Source organism: Xanthomonas sp. NCPPB 2586 (genome assembly GCF_041475775.2).
Taxonomy (GTDB): domain Bacteria; phylum Pseudomonadota; class Gammaproteobacteria; order Xanthomonadales; family Xanthomonadaceae; genus Xanthomonas; species Xanthomonas campestris.
Map to the genome: position 1 here is coordinate 4,621,478 of NZ_CM192981.1, position 23,520 is coordinate 4,644,997.

Below are 23,520 nucleotides of genomic sequence, written 5' to 3' on the forward strand. Positions count from 1 at the left end.
TCCATCCGCTGCACTGCGCGCCGCGCGCATCCGTCAAGCGTGCAGGCCGATGCACGCACACCAGCTCAGCGCCCGATCACCCGCTTGAACGGCGGCAGCGCATCGAGGATGCGTTTGCCATAGCGGCGCGTGAGCAGGCGCGAATCGAGGATGATGACGCGGCCGTGGTCGTTGGAACTGCGGATCAAACGGCCAGCAAACTGGGTGAGCGTGCGCAGTGCGTGCGGGATGGCGATCAGGTTGAACGCGTTGTGGCCGCGGCTTTCCAGCCACTCGCTCAAGGTGGAGGTCTGCGGGTCGGTGGGCACGGCGAACGGCACCTGGGTGATCACCACCGTGGTGCAGGCTTCGCCGGGCAGATCCAGACCTTCGCCGAAGGAGTTCAAGCCGAACAGCACCGAGCCCTCGCCTGCCGCGATCCGGCGCAGATGCTCGGTGATCAGTTGCGACTTGTTGCCTTCGCCCTGCACCAGCACGCGGTTGCGCTGGGCCAGCGGCAGCAGGTCGGCGACCTTTTCCATCTTCCAGCGCGAGGTGAACAGCACGATGCTGCCCTTGGCGGCCCAGTCCAGTTCGCGCACCAGATACTTGGCGACTTCCTTGGGATGGCCTTCGCGATCGTCGGGGGTGACCGGGAAATTGGGCACGATCAACTCGGCCTGGTTGGGCAGATCGAACGGCGAGGCCAGCGAGGCCATTTCGGCATGGTCGGGCAAACCGTTGTCGATGGCGAAGGATTGGAAATCGCCGCCGCCGGTCAGCGTGGCCGAGGTCATCACCACCGAATCGACTTCGTTCCACAGCAGGGTGCGCAGCACCTGGGCGGCGGAGACCGGCGAGCAATGGCAGATCAGATCGCCATCGCGCGAGAGCGTGATCCAGCGCGCCATCGGCGGCTGGCCGTCCTTGTCTTCGCGGCGCCAACCGCTCCACAGATTGTGCTGCTGCTCGGCCATCTCCAGCGCCATGCCCAGGCTGCGCTGCAGGCGCTCGCGCGCGGCATCGTCCTGCTTGCCCTTGGCCACGGTGCCGTGTGCGGCGTGTACCCAGTTGAACAGCGCGCGGGTTTCCTCGCCCAGTTCTTCGATCGCCGGGCCCCATTGCGGCGGCAGCTTGCCGTTGGGCGCACGCCACAACGGATCGCGCTCGCCGGGTTCGGGCTTCCAGACGCGTTCGACTTCGGTATGGAACGCCTTGAGCAACTTGGACACGCGCGCGGCCACCTCGATGGCTTCGCTGGGCAGCAGGTTGCCGATCTTGTCCTTGTCCACCGCGCGGTACGCGGCGGCGATCAGGATCTGCATGCGGCCGGTGCGCTTGGCCATGTCGTCCAGCGGCAGGTTGGCCGCGCCCTGGTCAATCGCCACGCCGGCAATGTGATGGCCTTCGTCGAGCACCAGCAACATGTCCGAAGGCGGCGCAATCAGCGGCTGGCCGTTCTCGGCATCGCCCAGCGACAGCGACGACAGCAGCAAGGCGTGATTGGTGACCACGATCTGCGCCTCGCGCACATCGGTGCGCGCCTTGAGCACCGGGCACTGCGCCGCATAGCTGCAGCGACGTCCGGCGCAGCCGGAGGCCGGCGTGGTGACGCGCATGCGCAGCGGCACCGACACCGGCTCCGGGGCGTCGTCCAGGTCACCGTTCCAGGTACGTGCGGCGTAGGCCTTGGCCAGCCGCTTGGCCAGGTCGGCATCGGCCGGGCTGAGCGGGCGGTCGTATAGCACCTGCTCGTCCTCGAACATGCCGTTCTGGCTGGTTTCGCCTTCCAGCTCGGCGGCGTTGCGCGTGCACAGGTACCGGGTGCGGCCCTTGGCCAGCGCGACGGTCGCCTCCAGGCCGGTGGCCTTGAGGAAGGCGGGGATGTCGCGTTCCACCAACTGCGATTGCAATGCGACCGTGCCGGTGCTGATCACCAGCTTCTTCTTGGTGGCCAGCGCGATCGGCACGCCGGCGGTCAAGTAGCCCAGGCTCTTGCCCACGCCGGTCGGCGCCTCGGCCACGCCGATGCCGCCGGAGGTGGCCAGCGCGCGCGACACCAGGCCGATCATCTGGCTCTGCGCGCGGCGGGTGGCGAAGCCGGGTGTATTGGCCTGCAGCTTGGCGTAGGCCTCGCGGATGCCGGCCTTGACCGGCTCGGTCAGGGTGCGCTGGGTAGGAACGGGCGCCGACGGGGCGGCCGGTGTGGCAATGTCACTCATCGCGCTATTTTCGCACGGACCGACGCAGCGCCTGCGACCGCGCCGCGCACCGGCTGAACCGCTGGGCAAAGTACAGGGGTGGCGCGATCAGGCACGCTGCGGCGGGCCTGAGTGCCACCGGGCCGGCGTGCCGCCGGTTCGGGCGCGATCACCTCCTGTGACTGCCGCTCGCCTGACTGCCGCTCGCCCGTTTCAGACGCGGCGTGGCCAGGCGTAGCGGGCCCAGACCAGGCCGATCACCAGCATCGCCAGGCCCATCACCAGCATGCCCACGCCCACGCCGTTTGGCCCGAAGCGTTCGTACAGCAGGCCGCCGCGGTTGACAGTGGCCAGCCGATCCGGGTGCAGCAGCGTCCAACCGCCCTGCCCGGCACAGACCAGCCCGATCAGGGTCAACGCGATCGCCTTGAGCGGAATCACTGCAACGCTTCCGGCGTAGGCCGCGCCCGCTGCAGGCTACTGGCCAGGGTCCAGACCAGCACGCCCAGCGCCACGCCCTGCACGCTGACCAGCACCAGCCGCGACACGCTCATCACCATCGAGATGCGCGCCACGCTGCCCTGCTGCATCAACCACAACGCCACCGCCTGGATCGTGACTTCGGCCACCGAGCAGGCCAGCAGCAACCACAGCGCCGCCAGCGCGGCCCGGCGTGCCGCCACCGGCGGCGTGCGCCAGACCAGCACCAGGCCCAGCACCAGGGCAATCAGCACCGGCACCCGCGACAGCAGGCTGGTGACGATGGACAACAGCAGATCGGTGGTGGTCATCGCAACGCGCTCAGTCGGCGCTGACCAACACGGCGTCGCGCGCACGCAGCGCGTCGTACACCGGGTCGGTCTGCGGGCGCACGCCGTGCCACAGCGCAAAGCTTTCCGCGGCCTGCTCGACCAGCATGCCCAGGCCGTCGATGGCGTAGCGGCACTGCGCCGAACGTGCCCAGGCAAGGAAGGCGATGGCGGTGGCGCCGTAATTGAGGTCCACCGCCGCAGTGAGGCTGTTGACCAGGCCCAGCGGCAGCGCGAACGCACCGGCGTCGCGATCGCGGCCGGCAGCGGTGGCATTGACGATCAGCTCGAAGTCGCCCAGCTCGCGCAGGTCTTCCAGATAGCGCGACACCACGCGCCCGGGTTCGCCCAGCGCATCGCACAGCGCATCGGCGCGCTCGGGCGAGCGGTTCACCACCACCATCTCGGTGATGCCGGCCTCCAGCAGCGCCGGCGCAACGCCGCGTGCGGCACCGCCGGCGCCCAGCAGCAGCACGCGGCGGCCGCGCAGATCCAGGCCGTGCCGCTCGGTGAGGTCACGCACCAGGCCGGCGCCATCGGTGTTGTCGCCCTGCCACTGGCCGTCGTTGCGCACCAGCGTGTTCACCGCACCAGCCACGCGCGCGCGGTCGCTCGGGCTCGCCGACAGGGCGAACGCGGCTTCCTTCAGAGGCAGGGTCACGTTGGCGCCCTTGCCACCGTCGGCCGCGAAGCGCTCCAGCGCGGCGGTGAATTCCTCCGGCGCGGCGTCGATGGCGGTGTAGTCCAGCGCGATGCCGGTCTGCTTCCCGAAGTCGGCATGGATGGCCGGCGACAGCGAATGGGCGACGGGGTGTCCGAACACGGCATAACGGGATACGGGCATGAAACGCTCTCTGGGTTGACTAGACTGGGCGCGACTCAGGCAGGAACACCCCATGCAACTTCGAGTGACGCTGCTCGCGCTGGCGGCAAGTTTACTCTTCGTCCCGTCTGCTTCGGGACTTGCCGAGTTCGGCATCGAGGGCATGGGCGTGGTCTCCACGCCCGCCAACGAGGCACGCGCCACGCTCAGCCCCGACGGCCAGCGCATCGTCTGGGCCAGCGATCGGGCGGGCGGCGCGGGTGGCTGGGACCTGTGGCAGGCGCAGCTGGTCGGCGGACGCTGGCAGCAGGCCACGCCGTTGCCGTTGAACACGGCGCAGGACGAGACCACGCCGGTGTTCAGTGCCGACGGGCGCTGGTTGCTGTTCGCCTCCACGCGCGCCGGTGGCGTCGGTGGGAGCGATCTGTATCGCTTGCCGGTGGACGCACAAGGGCAACTGGGTGCGGTGCAATCGCTGGGCCCGGCGATCAACAGCCGCGGCAACGAGACCGCGCCGACGCTGTCGCTGGACGGTACCGCCCTGCTGTTCGCCAGTGACGGCCATGGCGGTGCCGGCGGCCTGGATCTGTTCGTCGCGCACTGGAACGGAGCCGCCTTCATCGCCCCGGCAGCGCTGGGCGAGGTCAACAGCGCCGCGGACGAACGCGACGCGGCCTGGCTCGGCGATGGCCGCGCACTGGTATGGGCGCGCGGCACGTCCGCAGGCCCGAGTCAGCTGTTGCTGGCTGCCTGCAAGGGCGGCCACTACGGCCAGGGCCAGCCGCTGCCGCTGTCGTTCAACGGCCCGCAGGAACGCACCTTCGGCGCAGTGGTGGACGCAGCAAAGCCCGGCGAACTGCTGGTGACCGGCAGCGCCCGCGCGCCGCGCGCCGGCCAGCTGGATATCTACCGGATGAAGGCACCGGTGGCGGATGGCGAGATGGGGTGTCGGTGAGTTGGCCGAGTGTGGTCGAGCGCTGCGTCAGGTGATGCTGCGTTGACCGTGTTGGGGGCGAGCTTGATCGGATAGTCGGCCGTCGAACTGGCACGGTTTTAGCCACCGGCAAGTCTGGTTGCGCGGCCGCGACGTCTCGCCACGAGGGCAGGCAGGTTGACACCACCCAACCCTATGCTGGTCGAGAACATCAGGTCGCCTGTTTCCAGGCGTTGCTTGGTGTGCACGCTGCGTAGGACGCCATTCTCTTAATGCACGCGGGAATGGCGGGTGTTGGCTTTCCCGATATCGATATCGATATCGATATCGATGTCCTCGCCACACTGCCAGCACAGATGAGGTGTGCCTGAGCACATGCGATCCATCGACGCTGCTCGTCACTCCAAACCAATGCGCTTGGCGTCCCGTGTCGGCGCACAAGGTACGCCTGCGGACTGCACTCAATACACGTCGCGTCGATACCGGCCGGCGGCGGTGAGCAACTCCAGCCGCGTCTCGCCCAGGATCTCGCGCAGGGCCGCATCCACCTCACGCGCCATGCTGTCCAGGCTGCCGCACACATAAATGACGGCGCCGCGGTCGATCCAGTGCCGCAGCGTCTCGCCGCGCTCGCGCAGGCGGTGCTGCACATAGCGCTTGTCGGCCTGGTCGCGCGAGAACACCCAATCCAGTTCCTGCAGATGTCCGGCGGCCTGCCAGGCCTGCAATTCATCGCCGAACAAGCGGTCGTGCGCGCGATGGCGTTCGCCGAACAGCAGCCAGTGGCCGTGCACGCCCGCCAGCTCGGCGTCGCGCAACAACGCGCGTAATCCGGCAATGCCGGTGCCATTGCCGATCAGCACCAGCGGCGCACCGTCCACACGGTGGAAGCCGGGATTGGTGCGCAGGCGTGCGCGCACCGGTGCGCCCAGCGGCGCATGGCAGACCAGCCAGCCAGAGCCCAGGCCCGGGCTGCCATCGGCGCGCGTGGTCAGCCGCACCACCACCTGCGCGCTGCCATCGGCGGGCACGCTGGCGATGGAATAGTCACGCGTCGGCAGCCACGCGCAGCCATCGAGCCAGGCCTGCGCCACCGTGCCGGGCACCGGCGGCTGCGCAGGCGGCTCGGGCAGCACGCGTTCGGCGGCGGCCTGGTGCAGCGGCAGCAATTGCGCGTCCACATGCACCAGCGCATCGGCCGCCAAGCCCCAAGCTTGCAGGCAGGCGCGCACGGCGGCGTCGGCATGCGCAGGTTGCACTTCCAGGATGTCGCCGGCCAACCACTGCGCCCCTGCCGGCGGTTGCAGGTCCACCTGCCAGATCGGTGCGCCCACGCTGCCTGGATTGAGCTGGGTCCGCGACCGCACCGGCCAGTCCATCAGCGCCGGGCGTGCCAGCGGCACGGCCGCCAGCGGCGCGCCGCTGACCTGCGCCAGCTGCGCGTGCCATTGCGCCAGGGCCTGCGGATCGGTCTGGTCCATTTCCACCGCCGGGAACAGCGCACGTGCGCCCTGCGCCTCCAGCCACTGTTCGATACGCCGCGAAAACCCGCAAAACCGCGCGTACTGCCGGTCGCCCAATGCCAGCACTGCGTAGGCCAGCTGTGGCAATGCCAGTGTCTGCCGCAGCATCTCGCGCTCGAATCCGCGCGCCGCATCCGGCGGCTCGCCGTCACCGAAGGTGCTGATGACAAACAGCGCATGCCGCGACTGCTGCAGTTGCGCCGCATCCAGTTGTGCCAGCGAGCGCACCTGCACCGGTACCCCGGCCGATTGCAGATGGCCGGCCGCCTGCCAGGCCAGCCGCTCGGCAAATCCGCTTTGACTGGCAAACCCGATCAGCCACGGCGCGGCCTGCGAGGCGGGCGGCGCGCTCTGCAGCACCTCGCGCGCTGCGCGCAGCTCGCGCTTCTTGCGCCGGCGATCCAGATACAGCATCCAGCCGGTCACGAAGAACACCGACATGCCCGCACTGGCCAGCAGCACCACGATGCGCCCGGGCAGGCCGAAGAAACTGCCCGAATGCAGCGGGAACATGCTCACCAACAGCTGCTGGCCAAGCGGCAGCCGGGCGTAGTCCTGGCGCCGCAACAGCACGCCGCTGTGCGCATCCAGCTCCAGGTTGTCGTAGGCGCGATCATGGGCGGGCGCATCCGGCAGGAAACGCACGCTCAGCGGCTGACCGGCGCGGGTGGGAATGCGCAGATCCATCGCCGCGCTGCGGGTCCCCGCAATCCCGTCGAGGGTGCGCTGCACACGGGTGAAATCCACCGCGGGCGGCCGGTGCCCGCGCCCATCGCCGCGCATCGCCGGCTCAGTACCCAGCAGCGCCACCATGCCGTCGCGGTACCAGGTGTAAGACCAGGTCAGCCCGGTCAAGGCAATCAACAGATACACCAGCAGGCACCAGGTGCCGAACACCGCGTGCAGGCTCCACAGAAAACTGCGCCCCTGCCGCCGCCATTCCACCGCCCACCAGGTCCGCAGGCTCCACCAGCGACGCGGCCAGCGCAGATACAGGCCCGAGGCGCAGAAGAACAGCAGGATCAGCGTACTGGCGCCGGTGATGGCCTGGCCGCGCTCGCCGGCGGTGAGATGCCGGTGCAGGTCTTCGATAAAGGCGAATGCCCCGCTCAGCCGTGGCGCGCCCACGCGCGCGCCGGTGTACGGATCGAAGTACACACGGCCGCCGGGCTTGCCGGCCAGACGCACCGTGGACGGGCGCCCACCGGTCGGGTCGATCAGCATGCGGGTGATGCCCTGCCCCGGCGCCAGGTCGAGCCGGCGCACCAGCACATCCACGGGCAGTGGCGCCTGCCCGGCGGCATGCCGCTCGGCCAGCTGCGCGATGGCCGGGTTGGCCAGGCGCACGATCTCGTTCTCGAAGGACATCAATGCGCCGGTCAGTCCCATGACGGACAGCACCAGCCCGGCAGTGATGCCCAGCAACCAGTGCAGTTGGAACACAACCGTCTTGAACACGCGCGAGCAGCCTGAAGCAGATGGCTTGCCATTGTAGATGAGAATCGTTATCGCAGTTGCGCAGGCGCGGGAGCGCCGCGCACCGCATTCAATCGCTCACCACATGAAAGAGGCGCCCGCAGGCGCCTGTTCGTGGGCTTGCTGCTGCGCTTAGCCCTCGCGCAGCCAGCGCGCCACCTGCGGCGCGAAGTAGGTCAGCACGCCATCGGCACCGGCGCGCTTGAACGCCATCAGCGCTTCCAGCACACACTTGCGTTCGTCCAGCCAGCCATTGGCGCTGGCGGCTTTCAGCATCGCGTACTCGCCGCTGACCTGGTAGGCGAAGGTCGGCACGCGGAACTCTTCCTTGACCCGCCGCACCACATCCAGATACGGCATGCCCGGCTTGACCATCACCATGTCCGCGCCCTCTTCCAGGTCCAGCGCGATCTCGCGCATGGCCTCGTCGCTGTTGGCCGGGTCCATCTGATAGGTGGTCTTGTCGGCCTTGCCGAGATTGCCGGCGCTGCCCACCGCATCGCGGAACGGGCCGTAGAACGCGGAGGCGTACTTGGCCGAATACGCCATGATGCGCACGTTGAGATGGTCGTCGGCATCCAGCGCGCGGCGGATCGCGCCGATGCGCCCGTCCATCATGTCCGAGGGCGAAATGATGTCCACGCCCGCCTGCGCATGCGACAGCGATTGCTTCACCAACGCCTCGACGGTGATCTCGTTGAGCACATAACCCTTGGCGTCGATCAAACCGTCCTGGCCGTGGGTGGTGTACGGGTCCAGCGCCACGTCGGTCATGATGCCCAGCTCGGGAAAGCGCGCCTTAAGGGCGCGCACTGCACGCTGCGCCAGCCCGTCCGGATTCCAGGCTTCGGCCGCGTCCAGGCTCTTGCCGGCGGGGTCGATCACCGGGAACAGATCGATCACCGGGATGCCCAGTTCCAGCGCGTTTTCCGCCTCGCGCAGCAACTCGTCAAGCGACAGACGTTCGACGCCGGGCATCGAGGCAATCGGCGCGCGCCCTGGCAACTCATGCACGAACACCGGCCAGATCAGATCGTCGGTGGTCAACGTGTTCTCGCGCATCAACCGGCGCGAAAACGCATCGTGGCGCATGCGGCGGGGACGGTAGTGGGGGTGGGCCATCGTGGGCTCCTGTCAGCAGTCGGTAAGTTTACGCCCGCCATCTGTCGCTGGACGTGCTGCGACGCTGTGTCGCAGCACTGCAACGGGTCAGATCACCCCACCGCCCAAGCCCAGGCGGATCACCCCGACCACGATCACCACGGCATTGAGCAGCAAGCCGGTCTTGGCACGCCCGCGGTTGCCGACCGAGGTAAACAGCAGCGCGATCGCCGCGATCAGCGCACCAAAGGCCGCAAACGGAATCAGGAACCAGTTGCCCCAACCCAACAAGGGGATAAAGGCCAGAACCATCCACAGCAGCGCCACAATGCCCCACAGCAGGCTGATCAATCCCACGTGTCACCTCGCCATTCATAGAAGGCCTGAGCTTAGCGCCGCGTTCGCCAAGACGCAGTGGGCAGGTGGTCACCCTGACCAATGGCGGCTTGGCAGCAGCCTCACATGGGCATGGCTAGGGTGCGGCAAAGTCCGGCGCGATTCAGTGCGGGCGCCGGATCATCGCAGTCACTGTCGTTCAACAGGGGGCTTCACCATGAACAAGCATGTCGTCATCGCCGCTGGGCTCGCCATGCTCCTGGCCGGCTGCGCCAGCAGCTCCAAGGTCATGCTGGGTCAGGCGCGTGCACCGATAGACCCGGCGCAGGTCCAGGTGTATTCCAACGCCCCGGTCGGCTCGGTGGAGATCGCCCAGCTCGAATCCACCAGCGCAGCCGGCTTCGGCACCCAGGGCCAGACCGATGCCGCCGTCATGCGGCTCAAGCGCGAAGCCGCCAAGCTCGGCGCCAACGGCGTGATCATCGTCGGCGTAGGCTCCGAACGCTCCGGCGGCGGCTTGTCGGTGGGCGGCGGCAGCTACGGCGGACGCGTCGGTGGTGGCCTGGGGATCGGGATCCCGACTACGCAGAAACGCGCGGCTGGTATGGCGATCTGGGTGCCTGCGGGGACAGGCGATGAGGCGCGACCGGAGCGGCGGCCAGAGCACTGAATCTCTGGCTGCTCGCGGTGCTTTTAAATCAAGGAAATGGCCAGAGTTAGCTAGACGCTGGTCATTTTTAATCGGTTTGTGGCCGACCGCAGACGGTGCGCCAGCCCCTGGTGAAACCCCAAACCGGATGCAGTATCCTCCGCCGACGGACAGGTTGAGCCGGCCAGGCGATGGTTTTGCTAGCGACTTGCAAGACATCACTAGCTTTTGGCAGAGCGCAACCCTTGATCTCAATCACCTAAGGAATAGCCATGAAAAGCTTGATAGGGATGTTGATGTTGGCGGGATGCTTCGCTGGACAGGCAGCAGCGCAGACCAAGGGTGTCACGCTGGTATGCCGCATGGATGATCCTTTCCTTTTCTGCTCAGACGGCTGTGCGGACCCGGACCACCATTGGGCACCGCTGGATCCCATCCAGGCCACGATAAAACCTGTTGTGCCCTATTGCCCGTTTCCGACAACTGCGGATACGAATTACTGCAAGGGTTGGTCACAACGTGCGTTTACGGCTTATTTCCAGTACGTCAATGTCTGCCCGAAGGCAAACAAGACGGGCGAGTGGAAGGGCAAAAAGCCTGCGGACATGGTGCCGTTCAAGCATTGAATCCAGCCCAGGCGGTATGGAGCGGAAACTTCGCCTCGCTAGTCCAGGGACGGCCTCTTACTAAGATGCGCTAACGGGCATCTGCACATGCGCATCTCTTTCAACGGCTGTCGGTTTTTTGCAGTGCTCAGGCACCGAAGCAGTTGATATTCCTGGCTAGCTTGAAGAGCGCACCAGGATATCGAGCAACAGAAAATCAGGGCTTGCTGAATTCTGTAGCGGCCCTGCCTCTATTGGCGTGCGCTGGAATGAACTGCTTTTCCACCGCCTGGGCCAGCTGGTCTGGCGGCAGCAGGCCCTGGTCGAGCAGGAAGTTGTTGAAGGCCAGGCGGTCGAACTTCTTGCCCAGGGCCAGTTCGGTGCGCATGCGCAGTTCCAGGATGCGGGTGTAACCGTAGAAATAACTGCCAGCCTGGCCGGGGGCGCGAACGGTGTAGCGGTCCAGTTCCTGGCGGGTCATGGCGGTCGACAGGCCGACGTCGTCTTCGAGCACCTGGCGGGCGCGTTCGCGGTCGATCAGGCCCAGGTTGAGCATTGGGTCGAGCATGGCGCGGGCGGCGCGCAGCAGGCGGAACTGCAAAGCGATTAGCTGCCCGTCGAGCGGTTCGTACGGCACCATCTCGGCTTCGGCATATAGCGCCCAGCCTTCGACATTGACGGAGTTAAAGGCGAACATGCTGCGCGCCAGCGACACGCCGCGCTCCACCATCGCAGTGAACTGCAGTTCGTGCCCCGGGCGGCCTTCGTGGGCGCTGAGCGTCCAGGCGGCCGAGCCGAAGTTGAAGTCGTCGTACTGTTCCTTCTTGCCACCCTCCGCGCTGGGGTTGCCCAGCGGCAGCACGAACTGGCCCTGCTGGCCGGTGTTGCCGATCAGCGGTGCGGGCAGGAAGTGCGGCGCCGGCTGCGCGGCGCTTTCGGCAGCACTGCCCAGGCGCATCTGCATCGGCCGCTTGGGCACATCGACGATGCGCTGCTGGCGGATGATCGGGTCGATCTGGTCGATCACGCCGCGGTAGTGGGTTTCCAGCTGGTCATCGGCAATGGTGTTGCGCTTGAGCGCGCGGATCACCTGAACGTAGTCCTCACCCTGCACACCTTTGGCCTTGGCCACCAGCGGCGCGAGCTGGCGCATCGCCGAGCGGGTTTCCATGAACTCCAGCTGCGCGCGCTGGATCAGCTGCTGCGGCGCGATGTCGATACCCACCTGCTTGAGCTGGTAGGCATACAGCGGCTCGGGCAGGCGGGTGTCCTTGCGCGCCTTCGGCAGCACGGTGCTGCGGGTCCAGCTGGCGTAGTCCTTGAGCTGGGTGGACATGGCCTTGAGCGCCTCGTCGGCGCCGGCGATCTTGTACTTGGCAAACAACTCGCCGATGCCGGCCACATAGGTGTCCACGTTCGCCAAGGCCTGCTCGACCTCGCGCTCGGTCGGCTGCAGCAAGGTCTTGTTGCCCAGCTGCTCCTCGTAGCGCTGGCGCGCCAGGGTGGTGGTCGGAGTGGTGCCCGGGACCAAGCCCACGTAGCGCTTGAGACGGTCCAGCGCCTTGGCGCGGCGATCCGGCGCGGTCTGGTCGGACAACAACCCGTTGAGGCCACTGAAGACCAGCTGCGGCGCATCGTTCCATGGCAGCAGGTAGCGCTCGTTGAGCTCGCTGCCTTCGATGTTGTCGGTGGCCGCACCGATCATGATCTGCAGGTCCTGGCGCACGTTGGGATCGCGCTCGCTGGCCAGCTTGGCCTGCAGCGCGGTGCGCGCGGTGGCCATCGCCTCGCGGTAGCGCTTTGCGTTGTTCGGACCCAGATCGACCACCTGATCGTCGTAGCCGGGCACGCCGAAGAAACTGGCGTATTCCGGCTGGAACGGTGCCTGGGCGCTCAGCAGGAGTTGCGCGTAGCCGTTGCTGGTCTTGACCCATGCCGGAGTGGCGGGTGCGCTGGTGGTGCCGGTGGTGGCAGGACTGTTTTGCGCGTGCAGTGGCAGGGAGGCGCCGAGCGCCAGGGCGACAGCAATCACGAGAGGCTTCATCGGGCGGATTTCCAACAGGAGATGCGCGACCGTACGCGGCACACGCGGCGCCGGCAACCTGCCGGAGGTCACGGCCGGCGAACTCGGATCAGGCGGCGGCCGCGGCCGTGGGGTGAGATGCAGTGCGCCGTCACAACGTGCAGCGTCGCTACCAAAATGTGAACCGCTACGGCTAGGTGCGTCGCTGAGCGCCTAGCGCGCGTTACCGATGTTGTTCTTTTCCTGGCGCGACAGTGTCGGTCGTTTCAATATCCGGATCAGTCCCGGCATCGGTCGCGCGTGGCCGGCCGGCGGCAGCCGTGACGGCGTCCAGCAATGCGATCGTGTCGCCGACGTCCGGAACCACCTGCACGCTGGTGTAGTGCCATTGCCCGGCATGGCGCTCGGCTTCGATATACAGGGTGCCGTTGCCACGTGCTCCGTGCAGCGACACGCTGAGGGTGGCGTGTCCGCCACCACCGCTGGTCGCGATGTTGCCGCTGGGGAGGAAGCCGTCTTCGATCGGCGCACCGAGTACGGTGGCAACGCGCGGATCGTGTTGCGCCGTCAACACGCCGACACGGTAGGGTTCGGTCGATTTCATGACGCGCGCGATGCCTGCCACGAGCGCGCCGATGGAGACGGCCAGGACCACGATCAACAGCAGCGCCAGCAGCGGCACCGCCCATTTCCAATGCCGTGACCACCAGCCGCGCCTCGCCGGTGGCGACGGTGTTGCGGAATGCGGCAGCGATGGGGGCATGGACATGCGCAGAGCTCCTTATCGACGGCGAACGTGGGGCGGCGTGCTCAGGGCTGCAGGCAACGCGCCAGGAACGCTTCTGCCGTCTTGTAGCGATGCAATGCGGTCTTGCCCGACAACCCATGCTTGGCGCCGGGATAGGTCATCAGTTCGAATGGCGTGCCGCGTTGTTGCAGGCCGCTCATCAGCGCGGTGGAGTTGGTGAACAGCACATTGTCGTCGGCCATGCCGTGGATCAGCAGCAGCTTGGCGCGCAGGCCATCCAGGTGGGTGGCGATGCGTGCCTCGCGATAACCGGCCGCGTTGCCGGCAGGCAGGTCCATGTAGCGCTCGGTGTAATGGGTGTCGTACAGGCCCCAATCGGTGACCGGTGCGCCCGCCACCCCGCAGGCATACGCCTCGCTGTGCTTGGCCAGCAGCATCAAGGTCATGTAACCGCCGTTGGACCAGCCCTGCACGCCGATGCGTGCCGCGTCCACCCAGCGTTGCGCTTTCAACCACGCCACGCCCTGCAACTGGTCGTCCACTTCCACCGTGCCCTGCTTGCCGTACAGCGCGCCACCGAACGCGCGGCCACGCCGCGGGGTGCCGCGGTTGTCCAGCGAAAACACCACGTAGCCACGCTGCGCCAGGTATTGATCGAACAGCGCATCGCCACGACCGGGCCAGGCATCGACCACGGTCTGCGCGGCCGGGCCGCCGTAGACATACACTACGACCGGATAGCGTTTTGACGGGTCGAAACCGGCCGGCTTGATCAGCCGGTAGTGCAACGGCGTGCTGCCATCGGCGGCAGTGAGCGTGCCGAATTCCACCGGGCGCTGCGCCTGGCGGTATTTGGCATAGGGATGCTGCGGGTCGGCCACATCGTTCTGCAACAAGGTGGCGATCTTTTCGCCATTGGCGCGAAACAGTTCGATCTGCGGCGGCGTGGTGGTGTTGGACCACGTATCCACATACACGCTGGCGTTGTTGGCGAAGCTGGCCGCATGCGTGCCGTTGGATGCCGAGCGTTTTTCGATGGCGCCGCCGCCCAGTGCCACCGCGTAGATGTGGGTTTGCGTCGGCGAGTCCTTGCTGCCGGCGAAGTACACCAGGCCAGCCTGCTCATCGACCGCCAGCAATGCATCCACCACCCAGGCGCCGGAGGTCAGCGGCGTGAGCGTGGTGCCGTCCTCAGAGGCAACGTACAGGTGCTCGTAGCCGCTGCGCTCGGAGTTCCAGAGAAAGCGGCCGTCCTTGAGAAAGCGCAGATCGTTGGTGAGCGGCACCCAGGTTGGCGAGGTCTCGGTGATCAGCACACGCTGCTTGCCGCTGGCCAGCGTGGCTTCGATCAGCTGCAGGGTTTTCTGGTCGCGTGACTGGCGCTGGAAGGTCAGCCGCTGCGCATCGCGCCAGTCCACCCGCGCCAGGTAGATGTCCGCTTGCTTGCCGAGGTCGATCCACTGCGGCGTTGCTGACGCGCGCGGCACGATCACGCCGAGCTGCACGGTGACATTCGGTTGGCCGGCTTGCGGATAGCGCTGGTCGATCACCTCGGTGTGGTCGGCGTAGACCTCCGGGCGCTTCTGGATGGGCACGGCGGATTCATCGATACGCGCGAAGGCGATCGCCGAATCGTCCGGTGCCCACCAGTACCCGGTGTGGCGATCCATTTCTTCGTCGGCGACGAATTCGGCCACGCCATTGCCGATGGTGTCGCTGCCATCGCGGGTCAGCTGCAGCTGTTTGCCGCTGGCAAGATCGATCACCCACAGATTGCGCGCCCGCACGAAGCTCACAAAACCGCCCTTGGGCGAGAGCTTGGCATCGGTGGCGAAACCTTCGCCATGCGTGAGTTGGCGCACCGCGGCGCTGCCGGTCTTGCGCAAGTCGTACAGATACAGCTCGCCGCCCAGCGGGAACAGCAGCGCGTGCGCATCCGGCGCCCATTGGTAATCGACAATGCCGGCGAAGGCCGCGATGCGTTGGCGCTCGCGGCGGGCTTTTTCGGCATCGCTCAGGGTCTCGGTGCCGGGCAGCACCACCTTGGAATCCACCAGCAGCCGGGTCTGGCCACTGGCGATGTCGTATTCCCACAGGTCCAACTGGTTACGGTCGCTGTCCTTTCCGCGCAGGAAGGTCACCCGCGAACCATCAGGCGCGACCTTGGGCTTCATCAGCGTCGGGCCAGACAACGGCAACGGGCCGGTGATGGCCTCCAGAGTGAGTTTTTCGGCGTGGGCCATGGGGACGGTGCTGAGCATGAGGGCAAGGGCGGCGAACAGGGCGCGCATCGAAGATCCTGTCTTGGGATAGCGCAAAGGATGCGGGCGCGTGGAGTATTTGAGAAGCACGGTGGTGGTGCGTGTGTGCGATGAGGGGCTGTGTATGCGGCGGTGCGCGAGTGCTGCAGCGTGGTGCTGGGGTGTTGTGGTTGCGCTGCTTTCCGGCGAGCAGGGGTGCCTGTGGGCTGGTGGCTGCAATTGGCGCGCTGCCGATGAGGGGCGCGCTTTTTTCATGCGGCGCACGTTGCGGGAGCGGTGGGTCTGGCGCCACTTGCGTACCCTCACCCCAACCCCTCTCCCGGGGGGAGAGGGGCTAGAGCTGCCGGGTTGTGTCGTGCGCGGCTGATGTATGCGCGTGCCGCTGCCAACCCCTGATGCTGCTTGCTGTTGTTGCTTGCTGTTGCTACTTGCTGTTGCTGCTTGTCTTTGTTACTTGCTGATGCGGTTTTACGCTGATTCTTGCTGCGCAGTTGCAACAGTCGCCGCTCTCGCCGCATGTCCTGTTGCGCGACCGCTCCTACCGCTTTGCCTCAGCGCTTGCCGAACAGGTGCTTGCGCTCTTCCTCGCTCAGCGGCTTGCCGGCATCCGGGTTGACCTTGTCCTTCAACGCGTACGCGCGCTGGGCGGCCGGGCGTGCGGCGATGGCGTCGTGCCAGCGCTTCACATGAGGGAACGCGGCATAGTCCGGCTTGAGGTCGCCATACACTTCGATCCACGGGTAGCTGGCCATGTCGGCGATGCCGTATTCCGGGCCGGCCAGGAACGCGTGCTCGGCCAGGCGCTTGTCGAGCACGCCATGCAGCCGGCGCACCTCGGCGTTGTAGCGTTCGATCGCGTAGGGAATCTTTTCCGGCGCATAGACAGTGAAGTGGCCCATCTGGCCGCTCATCGGGCCCAGCCCGCCCATCTGCCAGAACAGCCATTCCAGCGCCGCGATGCGGCCGCGTGCGTCGCGCGGCAGAAAGCGCCCGGTCTTCTCGGCCAGGTACAGCAGGATCGCGCCGGACTCGAACACGCTCAGCGGCGCGCCACCGCCGGCCGGTGCGTGGTCCACGATGGCCGGCATCTTGTTGTTGGGCGAAATCTGCAGGAAGGCCGGCTCGAACTGGGCGCTCTTGCCGATATTGACCGGCTTGAGCGTGTACGCCAGCCCGGCCTCTTCCAGAAACAAGGCGACCTTGTGGCCATTGGGGGTGGGCCAGTAGTACAGGTCGATCATCAGATGCTCCAGTTCGGAAGGAATACGCACGCAGCGGCGCGCCGGCAACGTCCGATGGTACGGCCAAGCGTAGCCAGGCAACGGTGATCAATGCCGCGCAGGCTGGAACGATGTGTGACGCGATTGGCTCGCGGCCGATGCTGCAGTGCAAGTTGACTTGTTAAGAGCCGCGCTAACAAATGCACGACTGCTTAATTAACCTTGCCTGTCCAGCTCGGACCGGCGTTTTGTTCATTTGGGGAAGAAACACCGTGAGAGAGCCACGCACCTTGCCGCGTACGCGACGCCTGACGTCTGCCTTGCTGTTTGCACTGTCCGCACCGCTGGCCGCGCAAACCGCGCCGGCGCCGCAGTCGGCCTCGACCGTCCCCGGCTCCAGCCAGGCCGACCCCGCCACGCTCGATACCGTGCAGGTCAGCGGCATCCGCGGCAGCCTCACCTCGTCGATGAACGTCAAGCGCGATGCGCAGGGCATCGTCGACGGCATCGTGGCCGAAGACATCGGCAAGTTCCCCGACACCAACCTGGCCGAGTCGCTGCAGCGCATCAGCGGTGTGTCGATCGACCGCTCGCTGGGCGAAGGCTCGCGCGTCACCGTGCGTGGCGTCGGCCCGGACTTCAACCTGGTGCTGTTGAACGGCCGGCAGATGCCCGGCGCCAGCATCGAAGAATCCAATGCCTCCAACTCGCGTGCGTTCGACTTCGCCAATCTGGCGTCCGAGTCGATTTCCGGCATCGAGGTGTTCAAGACCAGCCGCGCCAGCACGCCCACCGGCGGCATCGGCGCCACCATCAACATCAAGACCGCCCGGCCGCTGGACAACCCGGGCATGCATGCCAATGTGGGGCTGAAGGGCGTGCACGATGCGTCCAACGAGAACCTGCCTGGCCGTCTGCAGGGCGATGCGCTGACGCCGGAAATCTCCGGCATCTTCAGCACCACCTCGGCCGATGGACGCTTTGGCGTGTCGCTGAGCGGCAGCTACCAGGAACGCGACTTCGGCTACAGCCAGGTCGGCGTGCCCAATGGCTGGCGTTCGTTCCGCGGCGATTCCACGGCCTACGGCACCATCCCGCAGCCGGGTGCGCCGGGCTCGGAAAACATCACCAACCGCCCGGGCCCGAACGACATCTACTCGGTGCCGCAGAACCTCAACTACCGCGTGGTCGGCGTCGAACGCCAACGTACCAACGGGCAGCTGGTGCTGCAGTACAAGCCACTGGACAACATCACCACCACGCTGGATTACACGTACTCGGAAAACAAGATCCAGCAGCAGCGTAATGAAATGTCGGTGTGGTTCAACTATGGGCCTTCGGCCAGCGCCTGGACCAATGGTCCGGTCGCCGGCCCGGTGACCTATTCGGAAATCGTCAATCCGGCCACCAGCGATCTGGCCACCGCCGGCTCCAATGCGGCCACGCGCAACCAGAACAAGTCGCTGGGCTTCAACGTGGATTGGGCGGTGAACGATCAGTTCAAGCTCAACTTCGATATCCACCGCTCCACGGCCGAAGCCGGTGCAGATAGCCCGTACGGTTCTAGCAATTCGTTGGGCGTGTCCGGCTTCTACCGTGGTACCTCGGTGGTGGATTTCAGCAAGGATTTTCCGGTGTTGCAGCAGCAGTTGGGCTTTGGCCTGAACGGGCTGGACCCCTCGCGCACGCTGGTCACCGGCTCGGCGTTCCGCAACAGCTACATGAAGTCGGAGATCGACCAGGCGCAGGTCAACGGCGACTTCACCTTCGAAAACTATTCGCAGTTGAAGTTCGGTATCGGCAGCACCGAGGTCAAGAACCGCTCGGCGTTCTCCAACGTGCAGCGCGATACCTGGGGCGGCAACGGCACCGCAGCCGATTATCCGGACGATCTGTGGATTCCCAGTTCGTTTGCGCAGTATTTCGATGCGATCGACGGCAGCGGCAACCCGCCGCAGTTCAACCAGCTGTTCCTGTTCGACTTCGAACGCGCACGTCAGGCCGCCGCGCAAGTGGCCGGCGACGATGCGCTGTACCGCATCTCGCCGGTGTTCACCACCGACCGCCGCGTGACCGAAAAATCCAAGAACGCCTACCTGCAGTGGAACAACAGCTGGGACGATCTGCGCGTGCCGATCAGCCTGGCCGCCGGTGTGCGTTACGAAGAAACCAAGGTGGACGCGCAGGCACTGGTGCCGGTGGCAGTGGGCATCGACTGGGTCGCCAACAACGAGTTGCCGATCCGTGTGGCCAACTCGGCGTTTGCCAGCGGCAGCGGCAAGTACGAATACTGGCTGCCCAGCCTGGACCTGAGCTTCAAGCTCACCGACGACCTGGTGCTGCGCGCCAGCTACGGCGAAACCATCGGCCGGCCCGGCTGGGGCGATATCCAGGGCGGGCAGACGCTTAGCGAGATCGCGCGCGTAGAAGGCGGCACCGGCCAGGAAGGCAATCCCGGCCTGAAGCCGCTGCTCTCGCACAACATCGATTTCTCGCTGGAGTGGTACTACAGCGATGCCAGCTACGCCTCGGTGGGCTTCTTCCGCAAGAACATCGACAACTACATCGGCGTGACCACGCGCAACGACACCTCGCTGGGATTGAACACCCCGATTGGCGGCGCGTACTGGAACGAAGCACTGGGCAACGGCTGCGCCTCGGCCGACCTGACCTGCATCCGCAACTACATCTTCCGCAACCGCGGCGGCGCGCCCGGCGTGGTACGCGGGGCCGATGCCAACGGCAATGCCACCGGCGTGATCAGCGGCCAGCCCGGCGACCCGGTGGCCAACTTCGCCATCACCGCGCCGGCCAACCAGCGCTCGGCGTCGCTGGACGGTTGGGAATTCAACCTGCAGCACATGTTCGGCGACAGCGGGTTCGGCGTCTCGGCCAACTACACCATGGTCGACTCGGGCCTGACCTACGACAACTATGTGATCGGCGAGCAGTTCGCGCTGGAAGGCCTGAGCGATTCGGCCAACGTGGTGGGCTTCTACGACCGGGACAAGTGGCAGGTGCGTGCGGCCTACAACTGGCGCGACGAGTTCCTGGCCGCACGCTTCGATGGCAGCGGCCAGCCCAATCCGGTCTATACCGAAGCCTATGGCCAGCTGGATCTGAGCATCGGCTACCAGTGGACCGAGAACCTGTCGCTGAGCCTAGAGGCGATCAACCTCACCGACGAGGTGCAGCGCCAGCACGGCAGGCAGTCGAACCAGATCGTCTATGCCACCCAGACCGGCCCGCGCTACATGCTGGGCGTGCGCTACAAGTTCTGGTGATGCGGTTCTGATGCGATTGCTGTGTTGATCCAATGCGTTTCCCGGCAGCCTGGCTGGCGGGAAACGTACATGGCCGTTGCGGCCGGCCCTGCGGCGTTGCGCCATGGGGCTTGCCGTCGCACGGCGATTCGTTGAAGCATGGGCCACGCGCCCCGCGTGCTGTGCCATTCCCCATGACCGATCCCGTGCTGTTGAACAATCTCGATCACCGCGACCTGCGCGTGATCACCACACACGGCGCCGCCTATGGCGACAACGTGATGTCGGCCGCCACTTTTCCGCTGGAATTTCGCCAACTTCAGGCGCAATACCCGATCGTGTTCCATCGCGATGCCGATGGGCAGTTCCAGCCGCTGTCCCTGCTGGGCCTGCGCATGGGCGAAAACCTGTTCCTGGACGGCGCGCGCTGGGATGCGCCGTATGTGCCACTGGCGATCCAGCGCCAACCGTTTTTGATCGGCCAGCAGCCCGACGGGCCGATGGTGCATGTGGATCTGGACAGCCCGCGCATCAGCACCGCCGAAGGCGAGCCGCTGTTCCGCGAGCACGGTGGCACCACTGAGTTTCTGGAGCGCATCAGCCAGGTGCTGCGCACGCTGCATGACGGGCTGCATGCCACGCGGGACTTCATGAGCCGCGTGCTGGCGCACGACCTGCTGGAACCGTTCGTGTTCGAGGCCACGCTGGACAACGGCGTGGAATGCCGGCTTGCCGGCCTGTATGCGGTGCACGAAGAGCGCCTACGCGCGCTGGGTGACGAAGCACTGCTCAGCCTGCACAAGCATGGCGATCTGGAACCGCTGTATATGGCGGTGGCCTCGATCGCGCAGTTCCGCCACCTGCTGGACCGCATGAACCGCCGCCATGCCGGCTGAGCCGCGCCCCATCCCCGAAGTGCACGGGCTGGATCCACTGCAACTGGATCCGGCACTGCTGCGCTCGACCACGCCGCTTGTGTTGCGCGGGCTGGTGCGCGACTGGCCGCTGGCCCGCGCCGGCGCGCAGTCTGCGCAGGCCGCCGCCCAGTACCTGCGCAGGTTCGACCGCGGCGAGGCGGTGGTGGCGCAGGTCGGGCCACCGGAGATCGCGGGGCGGTTCTTCTACAACGCCGACATGAGCGGCTTCAACTTCCGGCCCGAGCGGGTGCCGCTGGCGGTGGTGCTGGAGACCCTGCTGCGCGATCTGGAGGTTGCGCAGCCGCCGGCGATCTACGTGGGCTCCACCACGCTGGACACCTACCTGCCCGGCCTGCGCGCGGACAACCCCATCACCCTGCCGCAGGCCGAGCCGCTGGCCAGCATCTGGATCGGCAATCGCACCCGCATTGCCGCTCACCAGGACCTGCCCGACAACCTCGCCTGCGTGGTGGCCGGGCGCCGCCGCTTCACGCTGTTTCCGCCGGAGCAGCTGGCCAATCTCTACATCGGCCCGCTGGATCTCACCCCGGCCGGCCAGCCGGTCAGCCTGGTGGATATCACCGCGCCGGACCTGGAGCGCTTCCCGCGCTATGCGCAGGCGCTGGAGCACGCATTGGTGGCCGACCTGGAACCGGGCGATGCGGTGTTCATGCCCAGCATGTGGTGGCACCACATCCAGGCACTGGACGGCTTCAACGTGCTGGTCAATTTCTGGTGGCGGCAAAGTCCGGCCTACATGGATTCGCCAATGAACGCGCTGATGCTGGCGCTGCTCACCATCCGCGACCTGCCGGCCGAACAACGCGCCACCTGGCAGGAAGTGTTCCGCCACTATGTATTCGACGCCGATGCCGACACCGCCGCACATCTGCCCGAGGCCGCGCGCGGTGTGCTCGCCCCGATGGACGACGCCCGCGCCCGCGCCCTGCGCGCACGCCTGCTGCAACGCTTGAATCGCTGAGGATTTCCCATGCACGCCCCTGCCCCCTCCGAGTCGCAACGCCTGGTCCGCCGCGTGGTCATTGCCGGTGGCGGTACTGCCGGCTGGATGGCCGCCGCCGCGCTGTCCAAGCTGCTCGGCCGGCAGTTGCAAATCACCCTGGTGGAATCGGACGAGATCGGCACCGTGGGCGTGGGCGAGGCCACCATTCCCAGCCTGGTGACCTTCCACCGGCTGCTGGAGATCGACGAAGCGCAGTTCATGGCCGCCACCCAGGCCACCTTCAAGGTCGGCATCGCCTTCGAACATTGGCGCGATGTGGACCGCCACTACATCCATTCCTTTGGTCACACCGGCACCGATCACTGGAGCGCGGGCTTTCAGCACTTCTGGCTGAAGGCGCGCGCACGCGGCGTGGCGCGCGACTTCGGCGACTACTGCCTGGAGCTGCGGGCCGCGCAGGAAGGCCGCTTTGCGCATCTGCCCAACGGCGGCATGAACTACGCCTATCACCTGGACGCCGGGCTGTACGCGCGCTTCCTGCGCCGCTTCAGCGAAGGCTTCGGCGTGCAGCGCATCGAAGGCCGCATCGGCAGCGTGCAGACCGACGCGCACAGCGGCGACATCGCCGCCCTGGTGCTGGACGACGGCACCCGCATCGAGGGCGACCTGTTCCTGGATTGCACCGGCTTTCGCGCGCTGCTGATCGGCCAGACGCTGGGCGTGGGCAGCGAGGACTGGTCGCGCTGGTTGTTCGCCGACAGCGCGCTGGCCGTGCAGACCGAATCGGTGGGCGCGCCAGTGACCTTCACCCGCGCGCGCGCCGATCGCGCCGGCTGGATGTGGCGCATTCCGCTGCAGCACCGGGTGGGCAACGGCATCGTGTATTCCAGCCGCTACACGGACCAGGACAGCGCCGCCCAGGTGCTGGAACACAACCTGCAGGGCCGCGCACTCACCACCCCGCGGGCATTGCGCTTCACCCCCAACCAGCGCCATCGCGTGTGGGAAAAGAACTGCGTGGCGCTAGGCCTGGCCAGCGGCTTTCTGGAGCCGATCGAGTCCACCAACATCCATCTGATCCAGCGCGGCATCGTCCGCCTGCTGCAGACCTTCCCGCAGGTCATCGACCCGGTGGACATCGCCGAATACAACCGACAGGCAGCCGAGGAGATCGCGCATATCCGCGATTTCGTGATCCTGCATTACCACGCCACCGACCGCCGCGACACGGCGTTCTGGCGCGATTGCGCGAGCATGGAGATCCCCGACAGCCTGCGCCACCGCATGGAGCTGTTCCGCCAGAGCGGGCGCGTGTTCCACCAGGGCAATGAGTTGTTCGCGGAGAATTCATGGATCCAGGTGATGCTGGGCCAGGGCATCGTGCCGCGGCACCACCACCCGGTGGCCGACCTGATGGGCGATGCCGAGCTGAGCCAGTTCCTGGAGGGCATCCGCCAGCGCGTGGAAGCCACCCTGGCCCGCCTGCCGCCGCATGCCGAGTTCCTGCGCCGCTATTGCCCGGCCCCGGCACCGCCCGCGCCCATGCCACAGCCGGCACCGGGCACGCCGCTGGCCGCACCGGCTGCCTGAATTTCGCGGGCATCTCGGCAACCCTTGGCTTAGACCGCCCCAGCAATGCTAGATTGCGGCATTGCCGACCCTTGCGGGAACAAGGGCCGGCGCTCACC

At 66.6% G+C, this 23,520-nt stretch carries 18 protein-coding genes; 7 read left to right on the forward strand and 11 right to left on the reverse strand.

The window, feature by feature from the left end; translation table 11 throughout:
- Positions 1-65: 65 nt before the first annotated feature.
- The 4 genes from dinG to aroE form a co-directional block, all read right to left on the reverse strand.
- A complete protein-coding gene (gene dinG / locus ACCQ09_RS20400) occupies positions 66-2,201 on the reverse strand; it encodes an ATP-dependent DNA helicase DinG (protein WP_040942022.1) in 2,136 nt (711 codons plus the stop codon).
- Positions 2,202-2,393: 192 nt separating this feature from the next.
- On the reverse strand, positions 2,394-2,621 hold the full coding sequence (locus ACCQ09_RS20405; protein WP_228428223.1) for a hypothetical protein: 228 nt from the start codon (positions 2,619-2,621) through the stop codon (positions 2,394-2,396).
- Positions 2,618-2,971, reverse strand: a complete 354-nt coding sequence (locus ACCQ09_RS20410) for a hypothetical protein (RefSeq protein WP_012439519.1) — start codon at positions 2,969-2,971, stop codon at positions 2,618-2,620. Before ACCQ09_RS20410 ends, ACCQ09_RS20405 begins: the two co-directional genes overlap by 4 nt.
- A 10-nt stretch (positions 2,972-2,981) precedes the next feature.
- Entirely contained in the window at positions 2,982-3,833 is an 852-nt protein-coding gene (aroE, locus tag ACCQ09_RS20415; RefSeq protein WP_012439520.1) for a shikimate dehydrogenase, read from the reverse strand.
- Positions 3,834-3,885: 52 nt separating this feature from the next.
- On the opposite strand from aroE, the gene ACCQ09_RS20420 reads away from it, so the two are divergent.
- Positions 3,886-4,767 (forward strand): TolB family protein, encoded by an 882-nt coding sequence (locus tag ACCQ09_RS20420; RefSeq protein WP_040942023.1) that lies wholly within the window; start codon positions 3,886-3,888, stop codon positions 4,765-4,767.
- Between the two features lie 440 nt (positions 4,768-5,207).
- Here the strand turns inward: ACCQ09_RS20420 and ACCQ09_RS20425 are convergent, their stop codons facing one another.
- The 3 genes from ACCQ09_RS20425 to ACCQ09_RS20435 form a co-directional block, all read right to left on the reverse strand.
- Positions 5,208-7,727, reverse strand: a complete 2,520-nt coding sequence (locus ACCQ09_RS20425; RefSeq protein ID WP_228428225.1) for a PepSY domain-containing protein — start codon at positions 7,725-7,727, stop codon at positions 5,208-5,210.
- 150 nt (positions 7,728-7,877) lie between these two features.
- Positions 7,878-8,867 carry a porphobilinogen synthase gene (hemB, locus tag ACCQ09_RS20430; RefSeq protein WP_070693821.1) on the reverse strand — a complete coding sequence of 330 codons (990 nt, stop codon included), beginning with the start codon at positions 8,865-8,867 and terminating at the stop codon, positions 7,878-7,880.
- A gap of 87 nt (positions 8,868-8,954) precedes the next feature.
- Positions 8,955-9,197, reverse strand: a complete 243-nt coding sequence (locus ACCQ09_RS20435; protein WP_012439524.1) for a hypothetical protein — start codon at positions 9,195-9,197, stop codon at positions 8,955-8,957.
- 202 nt (positions 9,198-9,399) lie between these two features.
- On the opposite strand from ACCQ09_RS20435, the gene ACCQ09_RS20440 reads away from it, so the two are divergent.
- Positions 9,400-9,852, forward strand: a complete 453-nt coding sequence (locus ACCQ09_RS20440; RefSeq protein WP_011039030.1) for a hypothetical protein — start codon at positions 9,400-9,402, stop codon at positions 9,850-9,852.
- Between the two features lie 251 nt (positions 9,853-10,103).
- The gene (locus tag ACCQ09_RS20445; protein WP_011270063.1) at positions 10,104-10,457 is read left to right on the forward strand and encodes a hypothetical protein; all 354 of its coding nucleotides are present in this window, start codon (positions 10,104-10,106) and stop codon (positions 10,455-10,457) included.
- 196 nt (positions 10,458-10,653) lie between these two features.
- Here the strand turns inward: ACCQ09_RS20445 and ACCQ09_RS20450 are convergent, their stop codons facing one another.
- The 4 genes from ACCQ09_RS20450 to ACCQ09_RS20465 all read right to left on the reverse strand — a co-directional run bounded on the left by ACCQ09_RS20450 (position 10,654) and on the right by ACCQ09_RS20465 (position 16,709).
- The gene (locus tag ACCQ09_RS20450; protein WP_029217010.1) at positions 10,654-12,480 is read right to left on the reverse strand and encodes a DUF885 domain-containing protein; all 1,827 of its coding nucleotides are present in this window, start codon (positions 12,478-12,480) and stop codon (positions 10,654-10,656) included.
- A 202-nt stretch (positions 12,481-12,682) separates the two neighbouring features.
- On the reverse strand, positions 12,683-13,228 hold the full coding sequence (locus ACCQ09_RS20455; protein ID WP_011039032.1) for a cytochrome c oxidase assembly factor 1 family protein: 546 nt from the start codon (positions 13,226-13,228) through the stop codon (positions 12,683-12,685).
- A 41-nt stretch (positions 13,229-13,269) separates the two neighbouring features.
- Positions 13,270-15,498 (reverse strand): S9 family peptidase, encoded by a 2,229-nt coding sequence (locus tag ACCQ09_RS20460; RefSeq protein WP_016944591.1) that lies wholly within the window; start codon positions 15,496-15,498, stop codon positions 13,270-13,272.
- A gap of 521 nt (positions 15,499-16,019) precedes the next feature.
- Positions 16,020-16,709, reverse strand: coding sequence for a glutathione binding-like protein (locus tag ACCQ09_RS20465; protein ID WP_228428229.1), 690 nt, complete (start codon positions 16,707-16,709; stop codon positions 16,020-16,022).
- Between the two features lie 251 nt (positions 16,710-16,960).
- Between ACCQ09_RS20465 and ACCQ09_RS20470 the strand changes: the two genes are divergently transcribed.
- The 4 genes from ACCQ09_RS20470 (at position 16,961) to ACCQ09_RS20485 (ending at position 23,422) form a co-directional block, all read left to right on the forward strand.
- Positions 16,961-19,972, forward strand: a complete 3,012-nt coding sequence (locus tag ACCQ09_RS20470) for a TonB-dependent receptor (RefSeq protein ID WP_075286301.1) — start codon at positions 16,961-16,963, stop codon at positions 19,970-19,972.
- 173 nt (positions 19,973-20,145) lie between these two features.
- Positions 20,146-20,847 carry a SapC family protein gene (locus ACCQ09_RS20475; RefSeq protein ID WP_040942027.1) on the forward strand — a complete coding sequence of 234 codons (702 nt, stop codon included), beginning with the start codon at positions 20,146-20,148 and terminating at the stop codon, positions 20,845-20,847.
- Positions 20,837-21,850 (forward strand): cupin-like domain-containing protein, encoded by a 1,014-nt coding sequence (locus tag ACCQ09_RS20480; RefSeq protein ID WP_011039037.1) that lies wholly within the window; start codon positions 20,837-20,839, stop codon positions 21,848-21,850. Before ACCQ09_RS20475 ends, ACCQ09_RS20480 begins: the two co-directional genes overlap by 11 nt.
- A gap of 9 nt (positions 21,851-21,859) precedes the next feature.
- On the forward strand, positions 21,860-23,422 hold the full coding sequence (locus ACCQ09_RS20485; protein WP_011039038.1) for a tryptophan halogenase family protein: 1,563 nt from the start codon (positions 21,860-21,862) through the stop codon (positions 23,420-23,422).
- The last annotated feature ends 98 nt before the right edge of the window (positions 23,423-23,520 follow it).